Source organism: Halomonas sp. CKK8 (assembly GCF_029625235.1).
GTDB classification, from domain to species: Bacteria; Pseudomonadota; Gammaproteobacteria; order Pseudomonadales; family Halomonadaceae; genus Halomonas; species Halomonas ventosae.
The window spans coordinates 185,388-201,123 of record NZ_CP121193.1 but is presented as its reverse complement, the minus strand read 5'-3'; the positions used below and the strand labels follow the sequence as shown (position 1 = coordinate 201,123).

The window sequence follows — 15,736 nt, the reverse complement described above, 5'->3', positions numbered from 1 at the left end:
CGATGACGATCGACAATTGCCGGATACGCTTGAGACGTATCTCGTGTCTCTTCCTCTCGGAAGAAACGTTTGTCAGCATGATTCACATTGTTAAAGAGCAGACTGTCAATCGACAGTCACAAACCTGTCATCACTCAATGTGACGATGGCTTGTGACTGCAGACTCGATCAGGTCACGGACTGTTGGATGGTGGAGCCTAGCGGGATCGAACCGCTGACCTCCTGCGTGCAAGGCAGGCGCTCTCCCAGCTGAGCTAAGGCCCCTGATGCAATTTGGGTCAGACAAGGCGCTTTTCGCCGACGTGTAGCCTGCTACACGAGGTGGAAAGCAACGACGTATGACACAAATTTGGTGGGTCTGGGCAGACTTGAAATAAACCCCGCGACCTCACCCTTCTCTTTACAGAACGTCCGGGGGTGCGCTCTAACCAACTGAGCTACCCGGCCGTTCAGAGAATGGTGGGTCTGGGCAGACTTGAACTGCCGACCTCACCCTTATCAGGGGTGCGCTCTAACCAACTGAGCTACAGACCCATTGGTCACGCTGGGCCTATACCCAAACAGTCTTTTGCTCTGGCCGATCAGGTAATTCATTGTGGACACTTGCCGGGTGCCGGGACTGGTCGTTTAAGGAGGTGATCCAGCCGCAGGTTCCCCTACGGCTACCTTGTTACGACTTCACCCCAGTCATGAACCACACCGTGGTGATCGCCCTCCGAAGTTAGGCTAACCACTTCTGGTGCAGTCCACTCCCATGGTGTGACGGGCGGTGTGTACAAGGCCCGGGAACGTATTCACCGTGACATTCTGATTCACGATTACTAGCGATTCCGACTTCACGGAGTCGAGTTGCAGACTCCGATCCGGACTGAGACCGGCTTTTCGGGATTAGCTCCACCTCGCGGCTTCGCAACCCTTTGTACCGGCCATTGTAGCACGTGTGTAGCCCTACCCGTAAGGGCCATGATGACTTGACGTCGTCCCCACCTTCCTCCGGTTTGTCACCGGCAGTCTCCCTAGAGTTCCCGACCGAATCGCTGGCAAATAGGGACAAGGGTTGCGCTCGTTACGGGACTTAACCCAACATTTCACAACACGAGCTGACGACAGCCATGCAGCACCTGTCTGTGCGTTCCCGAAGGCACCAATCCATCTCTGGAAAGTTCGCACGATGTCAAGGGTAGGTAAGGTTCTTCGCGTTGCATCGAATTAAACCACATGCTCCACCGCTTGTGCGGGCCCCCGTCAATTCATTTGAGTTTTAACCTTGCGGCCGTACTCCCCAGGCGGTCGACTTATCGCGTTAACTGCGCCACAAAGGTCTCAAGGACCCCAACGGCTAGTCGACATCGTTTACGGCGTGGACTACCAGGGTATCTAATCCTGTTTGCTACCCACGCTTTCGCACCTCAGCGTCAGTGTCAGTCCAGAAGGCCGCCTTCGCCACTGGTATTCCTCCCGATCTCTACGCATTTCACCGCTACACCGGGAATTCTACCTTCCTCTCCTGCACTCTAGCCTGACAGTTCCGGATGCCGTTCCCAGGTTGAGCCCGGGGCTTTCACAACCGGCTTATCACGCCGCCTACGCGCGCTTTACGCCCAGTAATTCCGATTAACGCTCGCACCCTCCGTATTACCGCGGCTGCTGGCACGGAGTTAGCCGGTGCTTCTTCTGTGAGTGATGTCCTTCCTCGGGGGTATTAGCCCCAAGGCCTTCTTCCTCACTGAAAGTGCTTTACAACCCGAAAGCCTTCTTCACACACGCGGCATGGCTGGATCAGGCTTTCGCCCATTGTCCAATATTCCCCACTGCTGCCTCCCGTAGGAGTTCGGGCCGTGTCTCAGTCCCGATGTGGCTGATCATCCTCTCAGACCAGCTACGGATCGTCGCCTTGGTGAGCCATTACCTCACCAACAAGCTAATCCGACATAGGCTCATCCGATAGCGCAAGGTCCGAAGATCCCCTGCTTTCTCCCGTAGGACGTATGCGGTATTAGCCTGGGTTTCCCCAGGTTATCCCCCACTACCGGGCAGATTCCTATGCATTACTCACCCGTCCGCCGCTCGACGCCTGGAGCAAGCTCCATCGTTTCCGCTCGACTTGCATGTGTTAGGCCTGCCGCCAGCGTTCAATCTGAGCCATGATCAAACTCTTCAGTTTAAAGTCTGACAGTTCCTAAGGTGGAACCAAACCTGGCTCAAGGTTCAAACGTCTCTTTGACGAGTCGCTTGCCTTGAATGTTTCAGTGACTGGTCACCGACATCCCGACAAGCGCCCACATGAATTACCTGATCGATTGTTAAAGAGCGGCTCCGAGCTCTCATTCGAGCGGGGAGCATCTCGCTGTTGCCGTCGTGCCCGGCTTCTGCTGAAGCGGCGGTCTCGCCGGCGCCCTGCGAGGAAGGCGTATTCTACGTGACCGGCTGTCGTTGTCAACCCTGCGAGGCGTTCCGAAGAAGCGAAGCGGGTGGCCAACTCTCGTACCGCCGGAGCGATGCGAGTGCCGATAAAGCCCTTGGCGGGTCTCTGTCACGAGTGGCGTGCATTCTACCGAATGCGGCGAGTTCGTCAAGCGGGAATTTTTCGGAACTTCTCGAAAAACCCAAATGGAAACAAGCACTTCTGCCACTTTCCACCGCCTGCAACGTGTGCCCGTCGCCGGCAGCGGATGCGTACTTTACGGATTTCCCCGGGACCGCGCAAGGCCCTCGCGAAGAAAAATGTCACGGCGATGACGCCCCCGTGAACCGGTGATGACGATCGGGCGGCTGGCAGGCCGTCCACAGCCCCGTCACGCCGACCGCCTGTGGATGACATGGCCCGCCGGCGGAGACGACGACGCCCGCGCGGGGCGGGCGTCGTGGGGATACTTGCCGACAGGTGTCAGGCAATGGTCACCCGGGCATAGCGCTTCTTGCCCGCCTGGATCACATAGCTCTTCCCGGTCTCCAGCATATGGTCACGCTGGACCACGTCGCCATCCACCTTGACCCGCCCGTTACCGAGCATGTCCTTGGCCTGGGCACTGTTCTTGGTCAGCCCGGCACGATTCAGTACCGCGGCAATGGGCGCCTGGGCGCTGCCCTCGAAGTCGACCTCGACCTCGGGCAGGTCCTCGGGCAACTCACCCTCGGCCAGCTGGTTACCGGCAGAGCGGTGGGCGTTGGCCGCCGCCGCCTCGCCGTGGTAGCGGCCGATCAGCTCGCGGGCGAGGATCATCTTGATGTCACGGGGATTGGCACCGGCCTCGGCATCGCGCTTGAGCGCCTCGATCTCCTCGTTGGGCTTGAGCGAGAGCAGCTCGAAGTAGCGCCACATCAGGCTGTCGGGCATGGAGACCAGCTTGTTGAACATCGCCCCCGGCGCCTCGTCGACCCCGACGTAGTTGCCCAGGGACTTGGACATCTTCTGCACGCCGTCCAGTCCCTCGAGCAGCGGCATGGTGATCACGACCTGGGGCGCCTGGCCGAAATGCTTCTGGATCTCGCGTCCCATCAACAGGTTGAACTTCTGGTCGGTACCGCCGAGTTCCACGTCGGCCTCCAGCGCCACGGAGTCATAGCCCTGCACCAGCGGATAGAGGAACTCGTGGATGGAGATCGGCTGACCCGCGCTGTAGCGCTTGTCGAAGTCGTCGCGCTCGAGCATGCGCGCCACGGTGCTCTGCCCCGCCAGCTCGATCATGTCGGCCGCGCTCATGGCGGAGAACCACTCGGCATTGAAGCGCACCTCGGTCTTCTCGGGGTCGAGGATCTTGAATACCTGCTCCTTGTAGGTCTGGGCGTTGGCCTTGACCTCCTCCTCGGTGAGCGGCTTGCGCGTCACGTTCTTGCCGGTGGGGTCCCCGATGCGGCCGGTGAAGTCGCCGATCAGGAAGATGACCTCATGGCCCAGGTCCTGGAACTGGCGCATCTTGGTCAGCAGCACGCTGTGCCCCAGATGCAGGTCAGGCGCGGTGGGGTCGAAGCCCGCCTTGATGCGCAGCTTGCGCCCGGACTCCAGCTTCTTGACCAGCTCCTCCTCGAGCAGAATCTCGTGGGTGCCGCGCTTCAGCAGCGCCAGGGCGCCAGCAACATCGGTCATTGTCTCCTCTCCACTCAGCAGGCGGCCCGCGGCCCCGCGGGCACTCGGTAGTCGAATGGTCGGGGATGTTACCATGTCCGGCCATCCACGGTTGAGCCCGCCCGGGAGTCCCCATGAGCCTCTTCATCGGCCTGATGTCAGGCACCAGCCTCGACGGCATCGATGCCGCCCTCGTCGAGATCCGCGAGGACGGTGCACCCCGCCTGGTCGCCACCCATGAGACGCCGATGCCCGAGGTGCCGCGCGACCTGCTGTGGCGGCTCTGCCATGCCGACCGGGTGGCATTCAGCGAACTGGCGGCCGCCGAGGACGCCTTCTCCCGCCTGCAGGCTACGGCCGTCGAGGCACTGCTTGCCTCGAGCGGGGTGGAGAGAGAGGCCATCACGGCCATCGGCAGCCACGGGCAGACCATCGAGCACGCCCCCGGGGGCCACGGCGGCGGCCCGGCCTATACGCTGCAGCTCGACAACCCCAGCCTGCTCGCCGAACTCACCGGTCGCCCGGTGGTGGCCGACTTCCGGCGTCGTGACCTGGCCGCAGGCGGCCAGGCCGCGCCCCTGGCGCCGGCCTTCCATGAGGCGCTGTTCAGGGCACCGGGTGAATGGCGACTGGTACTCAACCTCGGCGGCTTCGCCAACCTCACCCTGCTGCCACCCGCGGAGGATGAACGAGCGCCGCTCGGCTTCGACACCGGCCCGGCCAATGCCCTGCTGGATGCCTGGCATGCCCGACATCGCGGGGGACGCTTCGACGCCGGGGGGGCCTGGGCGGCCTCGGGGCGGGTCGACGAGGCGCTGCTGGAACGGCTGCTGGCGGAGCCCTTCTTCCACCTGCCACCGCCGCGCAGCACGGGCCGGGAGCTCTTCCACCTGGACTGGCTGCAGGGACACCTGCAGGGCGAGGAAGCCCCGCAGGACGTCCAGGCCACCCTGGCCGAGCTGACTGCGGCCAGCGTGGCCCTCGGCGTGGGGATGGCCAGGGAGCGCCTCGACGCCCCGCCGGCCGCGGTGCTGGTACCCTGCGGCGGCGGCGCCCGCAATCCTGACCTGCTCTCCCGCCTGGCCCGCCAGCTGCCGGAGACGCCGCTGCTCCCCGGGGAGGACTGGGGCTGGCCCGCCGAGTGGCTCGAGGCCGGCGCCTTCGCCTGGCTGGCGTGGCGGCGGCTCGCCGGGCTGCCCGGCAACCTGCCCTCGGTGACCGGCGCCGCGGGCCCCCGGGTGCTGGGCGGGGTCTACGCCTCCTGATCCACCGGGCGCACTAGAAGTCGTCCTCGCCGCGCAGCGACAGGTGGGTGGCCGCCTCCCTGGCCCCGGCCACGCCCTCGCTGCTCTCGTCGCCGTACTTGATCATCATGCGCAGGTCATTGGCCGAGTCGGCGTGCACCAGCGCCACCTCCTCGGTGATCTTGCCGGCCTTGAAGAGGTCGAAGAGCGCCTGGTCGAAGGTCTGCATGCCGAGATCCCGCGAGCGGGCCATGACGTTCTTGATCTCGGAGACCTCCCCCTTGCGCACCAGGTCGCCGATCAGCGGCGACTTGAGCATGATCTCGATGGCCGGGCAGCGCCCGCCATCCACCGTGGGCAGCAATTGCTGGGCGACGATGGCCCGCAGGTTGAGCGAGAGGTCGAGCCACACCTGGGAGTGTCGCTCGATAGGAAAGAAGTTGATGATCCGGTCCAGCGCCTGGTTGGCGTTGTTGGCGTGCAAGGTCGCCAGGCAGAGGTGGCCGGTCTCGGCGAAGGTCAGGGCGTGTTCCATGGTCTCCCGGGTGCGCACCTCGCCGATCAGGATCACGTCCGGTGCCTGGCGCAGGGTATTCTTCAGCGCCACCTCGAAGGATTCGGTGTCGATACCGACCTCGCGCTGGTTGACGATCGCCTTGCGGTGCGGGTGCACGTACTCGATGGGATCCTCGACGCTGATGATGTGGCCGCCGAGGGTCTCGTTGCGCTGCTGGATCATCGACGCCAGGGTGGTCGACTTGCCGGTCCCGGTCCCCCCGACCACGAACACCAGGCCACGCTTGTTGTTGGCCAGCTCGCCGAGCGTGGAAGGCAGCGACAGCTCCTCCAGGTGGGGAATCTCGAAGCCGATGCGCCGGATCACCATGGCCATCTGGTTGCGCTGCTGGAAGGCACTGACGCGGAAGCGCCCCTTGTCCTTGAGGCTCAGTGCGAAGTTGGCCTCGTGCTCGACACGGAAGCGTTCCAGCACCGCATCGGGGATCGAGGCACCGACCAGTTCGGTGACCTGCGCCACGCTGAGCCCCTGGTCCCCCAGGGGGGTGAGCTGGCCGGCCATCTTCAGGGTCGGCGGCGCGTTCACCGAGATCAGCAGATCCGACGCCTCCTTCTGCACCATGATGTCCAGCAGCTGGTAGAGCCATTCTTTTGCCGTCATGTCCCTGCTCCTTGTTATCGTTGTCGCGTCCTCAGCTCGCCAGCACGCCCTTGGCCTTCGCCTGGGCCTCCTCGCGCGCCACCATGTTGTCCGCCACCAGGCGCGCCAGCGAGGCATCCAGGGTCTGCATGCCCAGGTTGCCGCCGGTCTGGATCGCCGAGTAGATCTGCGCCACCTTGTCCTCGCGGATCAGGTTGCGCACCGCCGCGGTGGCCACCAGGATCTCGTGGGCCGCCACCCGGCCGCCGCCCTGGCGCTTGAGCAGGGCCTGGGAGATCACCGCCTGCAGTGACTCGGAGAGCATCGAGCGCACCATGGACTTCTCCTCGCCGGGAAAGACGTCGATGATCCGGTCGATGGTCTTGGCCGCGGAAGTGGTATGCAGGGTGCCGAACACCAGGTGGCCGGTCTCGGCCGCGGTCAGCGCCAGCCGGATCGTCTCCAGGTCGCGCAGCTCGCCGACCAGGATGATGTCCGGGTCCTCGCGCAGGGCGCTGCGCAGCGCCGGGGCGAAGCCATGGGTATCGCGGTGCACCTCACGCTGGTTGACCAGGCAGCGCTTGCTGCGGTGCACGAACTCTACTGGGTCCTCGATGGTGAGGATGTGCTCGAAGCGGTTGTCGTTGATGTAGTCGATCATCGCCGCCAGGGTGGTGCTCTTGCCCGAGCCGGTGGGGCCGGTGACCAGCACCAGGCCGCGGGGCAGCATGGAGAGCTGGCGGAAGACCGGCCCCATGCCCAGGTCCTCCAGGGTCAGCACCTCGGTGGGGATGGTCCGGAACACCGCCCCGGCTCCGCGGGCCTGGTTGAAGACGTTGACACGGAAGCGCGAGACGCCCGGCACCTCGAAGGAGAAGTCGGTCTCGAAGAACTCCTCGTAGTCGCGGCGCTGGCGGTCCGCCATGATGTCGTAGATCAGCTTGCGGACCTCGCGGTCCTCCATGGCCGGCACGTTGAGCCGGCGGATGTCGCCATCGACGCGGATCATCGGCGGCAGGCCCGCCGAGAGATGGAGGTCCGAGGCGTTCTGCTTTGCCGAGAATGCCAGCAGTTCGGTAATATCCATGCGTTTCCCCTGCTCCCGGGATAAGGTTCCCTTCAGTATGACCAGTATGACAGACACTCAGACATGACGGACCTGGTACTTTCCGAGTCCCTGGCCGCGGCCCGCACCCGGCTCGCCGACGCGCTGAACGCCGCGGGCCGGCCCGCCGATGCCGCCCGGCTGCTGGCCGTCAGCAAGACCAAGCCGGCCGCCATGATCCGCGAGGCCTGGCATCTGGGCCAGCGCGAGTTCGGCGAGAACTATGTCCAGGAAGCCCTGGACAAGCAGGCCGAGCTGGCGGACCTGGAATCCATCGTCTGGCATTTCATCGGTCCGCTGCAATCCAACAAGACCCGCGAGGTGGCCGGGCACTTCGCCTGGGTGCATAGCGTAGACCGTGAGAAGATCGCCCGGCGTCTGAATGATCAACGCCCCGAGGCGCTGGGCCCGCTGGACATCTGCCTGCAGGTCAACATCAGCGACGAGGCGAGCAAGTCCGGCGTCTCGCTCGAGGCGCTGCCCGCCCTGGCCGAGGCGGTCCAGGCATTGCCACGCCTGCGCCTGCGCGGGCTGATGGCGATCCCCGCGCCGGCCGAGGGGCTGGAGGCCCAGCGCGTGCCCTTCGCCCGCCTCCGCGAGGCCCTCGAGGCACTCCGCGAGCGCCTCCCCGAGGCACCGCTGGATACCCTCTCGATGGGCATGACCGCCGACCTGGAGGCCGCCGTGCTCGAGGGCGCCACCCTGGTCCGCCTGGGCACCGCGATCTTCGGGGAGCGAAGCGCACGCGAGTGACAACCACCCTTCGCCGGTGCACCACGCCGGCCACATTCGTCGACCGACACAGGACAGATCCCATGGCCAGCAGAGTCACCTTCATCGGCGCCGGCAACATGGCCGGCGCCATCATCGGCGGGATGATCGAGAGCGGCTTCGCGCCCGACGACATCACGGCCACCTCGCCCAGCGACGACATCCTTGCCCCGCTGCGCGAGCGGCTGGGCATCCAGACCGCGACCGACAACGCGGCGGCCGTCGCCGAGTCGGACGTGGTGGTGCTGGCGGTCAAGCCGCAGATCATGCGCGAGGTCTGCGAGAAGATGCGCGATGCCGTCCAGGTACGCCGCCCGCTGATCGTCTCGGTGGCGGCGGGCCTGCCCGCCGAGACCCTGGAGCACTGGCTCGGCGGCGACCTGCCGCTGGTGCGCTGCATGCCCAACACCCCCGCACTGGTCGGTGCCGGGGCCGCCGGTCTCTATGCCAACGCCAGGGTCGACGAGGCCCAGCGCCGGCTCGCCACCGAACTGATGGAGGCCGTGGGCCTGGTGGAGTGGGTCGACGACGAGGCCCTGCTCGATGCGGTCACCGCCGTCTCGGGCAGCGCCCCGGCCTACTTCTTCCTGATGTTCGAGGCCATGGAGAAGGCCGGCGCATCGCTGGGCCTGCCCGCCGATACCGCCCGGCGGCTGGCCATGCAGACCGCCCTGGGCGCGGCGAAGATGGCGCTCGCGAGCGACAAGCCACCCGCCGAGCTCAAGCGCAACGTGATGTCGCCCGGCGGCACCACCGAGCGCGCCATCGAGCACCTCGAACAGGCCGGCCTGCGCCGCATCATGGCCGAGGCGATGACCGCCTGTGCCGACCGCGCCGGCGAGATGGCCGACGAGCTCGGCAAGCGCTGACCCGACAGCCCGCCCCAGGCGGGCTGACACGACGACGTTTCAAGGACATGGAGGGGGCCCGATGGGCAGCCAACTGGGAAGTGCCGGCCTGCTGCTGGTGAACACCCTGATCAACATCTACATCTTCCTGCTGATGCTGCGCTTCCTGCTGCAGGCATCCCGGGCCGACTACTACAACCCCATCAGCCAGTCGGTGGTGAAGGTCACCCAGCCGGCGGTGCGCCCCTTCCAGGGCTTCCTGGGACCGGTGATGGGACGCTTCGACCTGGCCACCCTGGCCACGGCCTTCGTCATCAAGGCGGTCGCCATCATCGTGATCCTGCAGATCGCCGGCTTCGGCATGGCACCCATCGCCGGCGTGGCGATCGGTTCCGTGGCCGCCATCGCCAACGCCATCCTCAAGATCTACTTCTTCGCCCTGATCGTGATGATCATCCTCAGCTGGGTGGCCCCCCAGGCCAGCCACCCGGGGGCGCTGCTGGTGATGCAGCTGGTGGAGCCGATCATGGCGCCGGTGCGCAAGGTGATCCCGCCGCTGGGCATGATCGACCTCTCGCCCATCGTGGTGTTCATCGCCATCAGCCTGATCGATGGTATCGTGGTGGGCTCGCTGACCCGTGCCGCCGGCATCGCCGGTGCCCTGGTCGGCCTGTGAGGCCGGCCGACACCCACGACTGGACACGACACGACTGATGCCCGAGTTCCCCCGCGATTCGGTCGGCCTGGTGACGCCCGAGACGGCGCACTTCGACGACCCCCTGGCCCTGGCCTGCGGCAGGACGCTGCCGGCCTATGACCTGGTGTACGAGACCTACGGCACCCTCAACGCCGAGCGCTCCAATGCCATCCTGATCTGCCACGCCCTCTCCGGCCACCACCACGCGGCCGGCTACCACGCGACGGACGAGCGCAAGCCGGGCTGGTGGGATGCGCATATCGGCCCCGGCAAGTCGATCGACACCGAGCGCTTCTTCGTGGTCTCGCTGAACAACCTCGGCGGCTGCCACGGCAGCACCGGCCCCACCAGCGAGAACCCGGACACGGGGCACCAGTGGGGGCCCGAGTTCCCGATCATGACCGTGGAAGACTGGGTCCACAGCCAGGCGCGGCTGGCCGACCGGCTGGGCATCGAGCGCTTCGCCGCGGTGATCGGCGGCAGCCTGGGGGGCATGCAGGTGCTGCAGTGGACCCTCGCCTACCCCGAGCGCATCGCCAATGCGGTGGTCATCGCGGCGACGCCGAAGCTGTCGGCACAGAACATCGCCTTCAACGAGGTCGCCCGCCAGGCGATCCGCTCCGACCGCGACTTCTTTGAGGGCTGGTACGCCGACCATGACACGGCGCCGCGCCGCGGCCTCAAGCTCGCCCGCATGGTGGGCCACATCACCTACCTCTCCGAAGATGCCATGGGCAGCAAGTTCGGCCGCGACCTGCGCAGCAACGACCTCAACTTCGGCTACGACGTGGAGTTCCAGGTGGAGTCCTACCTGCGCTACCAGGGCGATACCTTCTCCACCTCCTTCGACGCCAATACCTACCTGCTGATGACCAAGGCGCTGGACTACTTCGACCCGGCCGCGGCCCACGACGGCGACCTGGCCCGGGCCCTGGCACCCGCCGCCTGCCCCTTCCTGGTGGTCAGCTTCTCCACCGACTGGCGCTTCCCGCCGTCGCGCTCCAAGGAGCTGGTCAATGCCCTGATCCGCGCCGACAAGTCGGTCAGCTACGCCAACATCGACTCGCCCCACGGCCACGACGCCTTCCTGATGCCCGAGCCGCGCTACCAGGCGGTCTTCGCCGCCTTCATGAACCGCGTCGCCCGCGACCAGGGCCTGGAGGACCGCCCATGATGCGCGCCGACCTCAAGCTGATTCACGACTGGGTCCCGCGGGGCGCGAGGGTCCTCGACCTGGGCTGCGGCGAGGGCACCCTGCTGGCGGCGCTGGCCCGCGACAAGCAGGTCACGGGCTATGGCCTGGAGATCGACCCCGACGGCATCACCGCCTGCCTGGCCAAGGGCGTCAACGTCATCGAGCAGAACCTCGACGAGGGGCTCGCCAACTTCGAGGACGACGCCTGCGACCTGGTGGTCATGACCCAGGCACTCCAGGCGCTGCGCCGCCCGGACCTGATGCTCGACGAGATGCTGCGCGTCGCCGGGGAGTGCATCATCACCTTCCCCAACTTCGCCTACTGGCGCCACCGCGCCTACCTGGGCTTCAAGGGCTACATGCCGGTGTCCCGGTCGCTGCCCCATGCCTGGTACGACACCCCCAACATCCACCTCTCGACCTTCAACGACTTTGAACGCCTGTGCCGCGACAAGGGTCTGAGCATTGTCGACCGGGCGGTGGGCATCGGTGACCACGAGGGACACTGGACCTCGCGGTGGTGGCCCAACCTGTTCGGCGAGATCGCCATCTTCCGGGTCGCCCGCCGCAAGGCGTGACGCCGGGGAGGCGCAGGCAAGACACCGGAGGAGGGAGAACCGACGATGATCCGACACAGCCTGGCGGCCCTGGCCATGGGCCTGGCGCTGCTGCTGACCCTGCCGGCCCAGGCCCAGCAGTACGAGCAGGTAGGGGACTACCAGATCCACTACAGCGCCGTGAACACCAGCTTCCTGCCGGAGGAGGTGGCCCGGGAGCACGGCATCCAGCGCAGCCAGGTGATGGCGCTGCTCAACGTCAGCGTGGTGGAGGAACTCGAGGATGGCTCGACCCGCCCGGTCACGGCCTCGGTCGACGGGCGCATCGGCGGGCTCGAGGGGGGCGACGCCACGCCGCTTTCGTTCCGCCCCCTGCGCATCGGCGACACGCCCTCCCAGGTGGCGGTGTTCCGCATCCACGAGGACGAGCCGATGCGCTTCGACCTTCGCGTGCGCTACGACCGCAATGCGGCGCCCGCCGAGGTCAGCTTCATCCAGCGCTTCTATATCGACCGCTGAACCTGGCGGCCTCTCGGCTCAGTCGATGACCACGGCCGGGCCCACCTCGCGGGTGAGCGAGACCGGCAGCGCCGGCCCCAGGCGGATCGCCAGCGGCACGCCGGCCTCGCGGATCACCTCGCAGCGCCGCGCCAGCACCTCCACGCCAAGCCCCGCCACCTCGCGCAGGGTAGCGGCATAGGCCGGGTCCAGGTGGGCCGCGGGGGCCACGTCCTCGATGCCCTCGTGGGCCACGCAGAAGAGCAGCACGGCGCGGTGCCCCCGGGCCGCCAGGGCGGCCAGCGCCTCGAGGTGCCGGCGACCCCGCACGCTCACCGCGTCGGGGAAGTAGCCATGGCCATCGGCCTCCCTGAGGGTCACCTGCTTGACCTCGACGAAGGTGCTGCCGCGCTCGGGGTCGTCGAGGCGAAAATCGAGCCTCGCCCCCTCCACCGCCGCCTCGCGCCGGATAGTCGCATGGCCGGCCAGTTCCGTGACCCCCTCCTCGCGCAACGCCTCCTCGACGATGCGGTTGGCCCGTCCGGTATGCACCGAGGCTGCCGCCGTGGTGCCATCGGGCTGGGGCAGCTCGATCAGTTCCCAGGTCCAGGCCAGCTTGCGGGCCGGGTTGTCGCTGGGCGATAGCCAGACCCGGCAGCCCGGCACGTTCACCGCCCGCATGGAGCCGGTATTGGGGCAGTGGGCCACCACCTCGCGGCCGTCATCGAGGCGCACGTCGGCCAGGAAGCGCTTGTAGCGACGCAGCAGGGTCCCGGGGGCCAGGGTCGGATACTCCATCAGCGGCGCGCCAGGAAGCGCTCGAGGCGGCTCACGGCCTCCTCCAGCCGCGCCTCGCCGGTGGTGAAGGCGATGCGCACATGGTGCTCGCCGCCGTGCAGGGCGAAGTCCGTCCCCGGGGTGATGGCGACGTTCTCCTCCTCGAGCAGCGCCCGGCAGAAGGCCTCGCTGTCTTCGCTGTAGCGCGAGATGTCGAGCCACAGGTAGAAGGCCCCCTGGGGCGGCAGCGACGGCGCCAGCCCCAGGCGGGAGAGTCCCGCCAGCAGGGCATCGCGGCGCCGGCCCAGTTCGCTGCGTCGGGCCTCGAGGATGCCGCGGCACTCGGGCGTGAAGGCGGCCAGGGCGGCATGCTGGGCCGGCGTTGAGGCCGCCAGGAAGACATTCTGGGCCAGCCGGGCCAGCGGCTCCACCGCCGCCTCGGGCGCCAGCAGCCAGCCCAGGCGCCAGCCGGTCATGCCGAAGTACTTGGAGAAGCTATTGACCACGAAGGCATCGGCGCTGAGCGAGGCCACCGAGAGGGGCTCGAGATCAAAACAGAGTCCCTGGTAGATCTCGTCCACCAGCAGGTGGCCGCCACGCGCCGCTACCGTCTCGGCCACCGCCGCGAGCTGCCCCGCATCGAGCATATGGCCGGTGGGGTTAGAGGGCGTGGCGAGCATGGCCAGGCGAGTAGCGTCGCGCCAGTGGGCCTCGACGAGCCCGGCATCCAGCTGCCAGCCACTAGCCGGGCCCACCGGGACGGCGTCCAACTCGGCGCCGGCCAGGGCCATGAAGTGGCGGTTGCAGGGGTAGTTGGGATCCGCCATCAGCACCCGGTCACCGGGGCCTGCCAGCAGCTGGCTGGCCAGCAGCAGCGCCCCGGAGGCACCGGGCGTGACCAGGATGCGCCTGGGATCGACGGCAGCACCGAAGTGCTCGGCATAGTGGCCGGCGATCGCCTCGCGCAGTGCCGGCAGCCCCGCCGCCGGGGTATAGCGGGTGTGGCCGGCCGACAGCGCAGCACGGCCGGCCTCGACCACCGGCTCGGGGGTCGGGAAATCGGGCTCGCCCACCTCCAGGTGGATGACATCGTGCCCGGCGGCCTCGCGGGCCTGGGCCGTCTCCAGCAGGCTCATCACGCGGAAGGGGGCGATGCGCTCGACGCGCGGGTTCCAGGCCATGCACGGCTCCTCTCGACATGTCGCGGCACGACGGGCATCTTTCCCGCGGCCGGGAGTCAAAACCGGCATCTTACGACTTTTGGCGTGCCGGCGCAGTCCCGGCGGCGGAAGAGGTTGCACGGCCGCTCTTTTTACGCTAAACAAGCACCCCTTTGGCGTGAGATACCATGCATCACGGCGGGTATTGATCAGTAGTCACTCAAGTAACGAGGCAGTCCCATGCCAGTAGCAGAAAAGAAGATGGATGCTCCCAAGAAATTCACTCCGTATGAGCCGGCGCCGGGTGAAGAGTATATGAACGACAAGCAGCTGGAGCACTTCCGACAGATCCTGCTGGGCTGGAAACAGGAGCTCATGGAAGAGGTCGACCGCACCGTGCGCCATCTGCAGGAGGAGGCGAACAACTACGCCGACCCCGCCGACCGCGCCACCCAGGAAGAGGGCTTCAACCTGGAGCTGCGGACCCGCGATCGCGAGCGCAAGCTGCTCAAGAAGATCAACGAGACCCTCGAGAAGATCGACGAGGACGACTACGGCTTCTGCGAGGCCTGTGGCGTCGAGATCGGTATCCGCCGGCTCGAGGCACGGCCCACCGCCACCCTGTGCGTGGACTGCAAGACCCTGGCCGAGCTCAAGGAAAAGCAGCTGGGCGGCTGAGGTGGCCATGCCGGTCTCCGCTGTCCCACCTCGCGACGGGCACCCCAGGGTGCCCGTTTGCATGTCGGCCCGGCGCGACGGGGGGAGCCGGTGAGCGCCTACCGTGGACGCTTCGCGCCGACCCCCTCGGGGCCCCTGCACTTCGGCTCCCTGGTGGCGGCCCTGGCCAGCTTCCTGGATGCCCGCCGGGCAGGCGGCGAGTGGCGGCTGCGCATCGAGGACATCGACCCGCCGCGCTGCCCCGCCGGGGCCGCCGATACAATCCTGCGCCAGCTCGAGGCCTTCGGCCTGCACTGGGATGGCCCGGTCAGCTGGCAGCACGACCACGATGACGCCTACGGCGCCGCGCTGGAGCGACTCCAGGGCCTGGGGCTCGCCTATCCCTGCAGCTGCTCGCGACGGCAGTGGCGCGAGTATCGAATCTACCCCGGCTGGTGTCGGGACGGAGTGCGCGAACCCGGCAAGCCGGTGGCCTGGCGACTGCGCAGCGACCTGGGCCTGCGCCCGGTGGTCTGGCAGGACCGGCTATTCGGCGAGCAGCGCTTCGACCCGGCCGAGCTCGGCGACGTGGTGCTCCAGCGCAAGGACGGCCTCTGGGCCTACCAGCTCGCCGTGGTGGTCGACGACGCCGACCAGGGCATCAGCGACGTGGTGCGCGGCTTCGACCTGCTCGACAACACCCCCTGGCAGCGCCAGCTGCAGCACGCCCTGGGCTACCCCGAACCGCGCTACCTGCACCTGCCGTTGATCATCGGCGAGGACGGCCAGAAGCTCTCCAAGCAGAACCTCGCGCCGGCCCTGCCGGTGCAGGACGATGCCGTGCGCCCGCTGCTGCACGCGGCCCTGGCGGCACTGGACCAGGCCCCGCCCCGCCCCCTTGCCACGGCACCGGTGGCGGAGCAGCTGCGCTGGGCGGTCGAGCACTGGGAGATCGCCCGACTGCGCGCCGAGGCCCACCGTCAGGCCGGCAGCCTCGCGCCCTGA

14 protein-coding genes, 2 tRNA genes and 1 rRNA gene are annotated in these 15,736 nt (G+C 67.0%); 9 read left to right on the top strand and 8 right to left on the bottom strand.

The genetic code is table 11. The annotated features are described in order from the left end of the window. Window positions 1-188: 188 nt before the first annotated feature. From P8934_RS00975 to tyrS, 4 genes are all read right to left on the bottom strand, one after another. Window positions 189-264, bottom strand: a tRNA-Ala gene (locus P8934_RS00975). Between the two features lie 193 nt (window positions 265-457). After that, window positions 458-534: transfer RNA gene (locus P8934_RS00970), tRNA-Ile, on the bottom strand. A 94-nt stretch (window positions 535-628) separates the two neighbouring features. Continuing rightward, a 16S ribosomal RNA gene (locus tag P8934_RS00965) occupies window positions 629-2,164 on the bottom strand. A 723-nt stretch (window positions 2,165-2,887) separates the two neighbouring features. Then, window positions 2,888-4,087 (bottom strand): tyrosine--tRNA ligase, encoded by a 1,200-nt coding sequence (tyrS, locus tag P8934_RS00960; RefSeq protein WP_278032502.1) that lies wholly within the window; start codon window positions 4,085-4,087, stop codon window positions 2,888-2,890. Window positions 4,088-4,200: 113 nt separating this feature from the next. On the opposite strand from tyrS, the gene P8934_RS00955 reads away from it, so the two are divergent. Beyond that, entirely contained in the window at window positions 4,201-5,331 is a 1,131-nt protein-coding gene (locus tag P8934_RS00955; protein ID WP_278032501.1) for an anhydro-N-acetylmuramic acid kinase, read from the top strand. A 13-nt stretch (window positions 5,332-5,344) separates the two neighbouring features. Here P8934_RS00955 and P8934_RS00950 read toward each other — a convergent pair whose 3' ends face one another. Next, window positions 5,345-6,487, bottom strand: a complete 1,143-nt coding sequence (locus P8934_RS00950) for a PilT/PilU family type 4a pilus ATPase (protein WP_278032500.1) — start codon at window positions 6,485-6,487, stop codon at window positions 5,345-5,347. Window positions 6,488-6,518: 31 nt separating this feature from the next. Next, window positions 6,519-7,553 (bottom strand): type IV pilus twitching motility protein PilT, encoded by a 1,035-nt coding sequence (locus P8934_RS00945; RefSeq protein WP_106232253.1) that lies wholly within the window; start codon window positions 7,551-7,553, stop codon window positions 6,519-6,521. Between the two features lie 63 nt (window positions 7,554-7,616). On the opposite strand from P8934_RS00945, the gene P8934_RS00940 reads away from it, so the two are divergent. The 6 genes from P8934_RS00940 to P8934_RS00915 all read left to right on the top strand — a co-directional run bounded on the left by P8934_RS00940 (window position 7,617) and on the right by P8934_RS00915 (window position 12,158). Further along, window positions 7,617-8,324 (top strand): YggS family pyridoxal phosphate-dependent enzyme, encoded by a 708-nt coding sequence (locus P8934_RS00940; protein ID WP_278032499.1) that lies wholly within the window; start codon window positions 7,617-7,619, stop codon window positions 8,322-8,324. 62 nt (window positions 8,325-8,386) lie between these two features. After that, window positions 8,387-9,211 carry a pyrroline-5-carboxylate reductase gene (gene proC, locus P8934_RS00935; protein WP_278032498.1) on the top strand — a complete coding sequence of 275 codons (825 nt, stop codon included), beginning with the start codon at window positions 8,387-8,389 and terminating at the stop codon, window positions 9,209-9,211. A 61-nt stretch (window positions 9,212-9,272) separates the two neighbouring features. Beyond that, on the top strand, window positions 9,273-9,866 hold the full coding sequence (locus P8934_RS00930) for a YggT family protein (protein ID WP_133637676.1): 594 nt from the start codon (window positions 9,273-9,275) through the stop codon (window positions 9,864-9,866). 37 nt (window positions 9,867-9,903) lie between these two features. Then, window positions 9,904-11,061 carry a homoserine O-acetyltransferase gene (locus tag P8934_RS00925; RefSeq protein ID WP_278032497.1) on the top strand — a complete coding sequence of 386 codons (1,158 nt, stop codon included), beginning with the start codon at window positions 9,904-9,906 and terminating at the stop codon, window positions 11,059-11,061. After that, window positions 11,061-11,660 (top strand): methionine biosynthesis protein MetW, encoded by a 600-nt coding sequence (gene metW / locus P8934_RS00920; RefSeq protein WP_278033979.1) that lies wholly within the window; start codon window positions 11,061-11,063, stop codon window positions 11,658-11,660. The genes P8934_RS00925 and metW overlap by 1 nt, the downstream gene beginning before the upstream one ends. 45 nt (window positions 11,661-11,705) lie before the next feature. Beyond that, a complete protein-coding gene (locus tag P8934_RS00915; protein WP_278032496.1) occupies window positions 11,706-12,158 on the top strand; it encodes a DUF4426 domain-containing protein in 453 nt (150 codons plus the stop codon). 18 nt (window positions 12,159-12,176) lie between these two features. Here the strand turns inward: P8934_RS00915 and sfsA are convergent, their stop codons facing one another. Together sfsA and P8934_RS00905 are read right to left on the bottom strand one after the other, a co-directional pair. After that, window positions 12,177-12,935, bottom strand: coding sequence for a DNA/RNA nuclease SfsA (sfsA, locus tag P8934_RS00910; protein ID WP_278032495.1), 759 nt, complete (start codon window positions 12,933-12,935; stop codon window positions 12,177-12,179). Continuing rightward, window positions 12,935-14,095, bottom strand: a complete 1,161-nt coding sequence (locus P8934_RS00905) for a pyridoxal phosphate-dependent aminotransferase (protein WP_278032494.1) — start codon at window positions 14,093-14,095, stop codon at window positions 12,935-12,937. The genes sfsA and P8934_RS00905 overlap by 1 nt, the downstream gene beginning before the upstream one ends. A gap of 219 nt (window positions 14,096-14,314) precedes the next feature. Here P8934_RS00905 and dksA point away from each other — a divergent pair, with 219 nt between their 5' ends. Then, window positions 14,315-14,752 carry an RNA polymerase-binding protein DksA gene (gene dksA, locus P8934_RS00900; protein WP_106232261.1) on the top strand — a complete coding sequence of 146 codons (438 nt, stop codon included), beginning with the start codon at window positions 14,315-14,317 and terminating at the stop codon, window positions 14,750-14,752. Window positions 14,753-14,842: 90 nt separating this feature from the next. Then, a complete protein-coding gene (gene gluQRS, locus P8934_RS00895) occupies window positions 14,843-15,736 on the top strand; it encodes a tRNA glutamyl-Q(34) synthetase GluQRS (RefSeq protein WP_278032493.1) in 894 nt (297 codons plus the stop codon).

What these genes read in the sequence shown, in the direction of transcription:
- tyrS (WP_278032502.1), bottom strand. Translation starts at nt 4,087, where the DNA reads ATGACCGATGTTGCTGGCGCCCTGGCGCTGCTGAAGCGCGGCACCCAC.
- P8934_RS00955 (WP_278032501.1), top strand. Translation starts at nt 4,201, where the DNA reads ATGAGCCTCTTCATCGGCCTGATGTCAGGCACCAGCCTCGACGGCATC.
- P8934_RS00950 (WP_278032500.1), bottom strand. Translation starts at nt 6,487, where the DNA reads ATGACGGCAAAAGAATGGCTCTACCAGCTGCTGGACATCATGGTGCAG.
- P8934_RS00945 (WP_106232253.1), bottom strand. Translation starts at nt 7,553, where the DNA reads ATGGATATTACCGAACTGCTGGCATTCTCGGCAAAGCAGAACGCCTCG.
- P8934_RS00940 (WP_278032499.1), top strand. Translation starts at nt 7,617, where the DNA reads ATGACGGACCTGGTACTTTCCGAGTCCCTGGCCGCGGCCCGCACCCGG.
- proC (WP_278032498.1), top strand. Translation starts at nt 8,387, where the DNA reads ATGGCCAGCAGAGTCACCTTCATCGGCGCCGGCAACATGGCCGGCGCC.
- P8934_RS00930 (WP_133637676.1), top strand. Translation starts at nt 9,273, where the DNA reads ATGGGCAGCCAACTGGGAAGTGCCGGCCTGCTGCTGGTGAACACCCTG.
- P8934_RS00925 (WP_278032497.1), top strand. Translation starts at nt 9,904, where the DNA reads ATGCCCGAGTTCCCCCGCGATTCGGTCGGCCTGGTGACGCCCGAGACG.
- metW (WP_278033979.1), top strand. Translation starts at nt 11,061, where the DNA reads ATGCGCGCCGACCTCAAGCTGATTCACGACTGGGTCCCGCGGGGCGCG.
- P8934_RS00915 (WP_278032496.1), top strand. Translation starts at nt 11,706, where the DNA reads ATGATCCGACACAGCCTGGCGGCCCTGGCCATGGGCCTGGCGCTGCTG.
- sfsA (WP_278032495.1), bottom strand. Translation starts at nt 12,935, where the DNA reads ATGGAGTATCCGACCCTGGCCCCCGGGACCCTGCTGCGTCGCTACAAG.
- P8934_RS00905 (WP_278032494.1), bottom strand. Translation starts at nt 14,095, where the DNA reads ATGGCCTGGAACCCGCGCGTCGAGCGCATCGCCCCCTTCCGCGTGATG.
- dksA (WP_106232261.1), top strand. Translation starts at nt 14,315, where the DNA reads ATGCCAGTAGCAGAAAAGAAGATGGATGCTCCCAAGAAATTCACTCCG.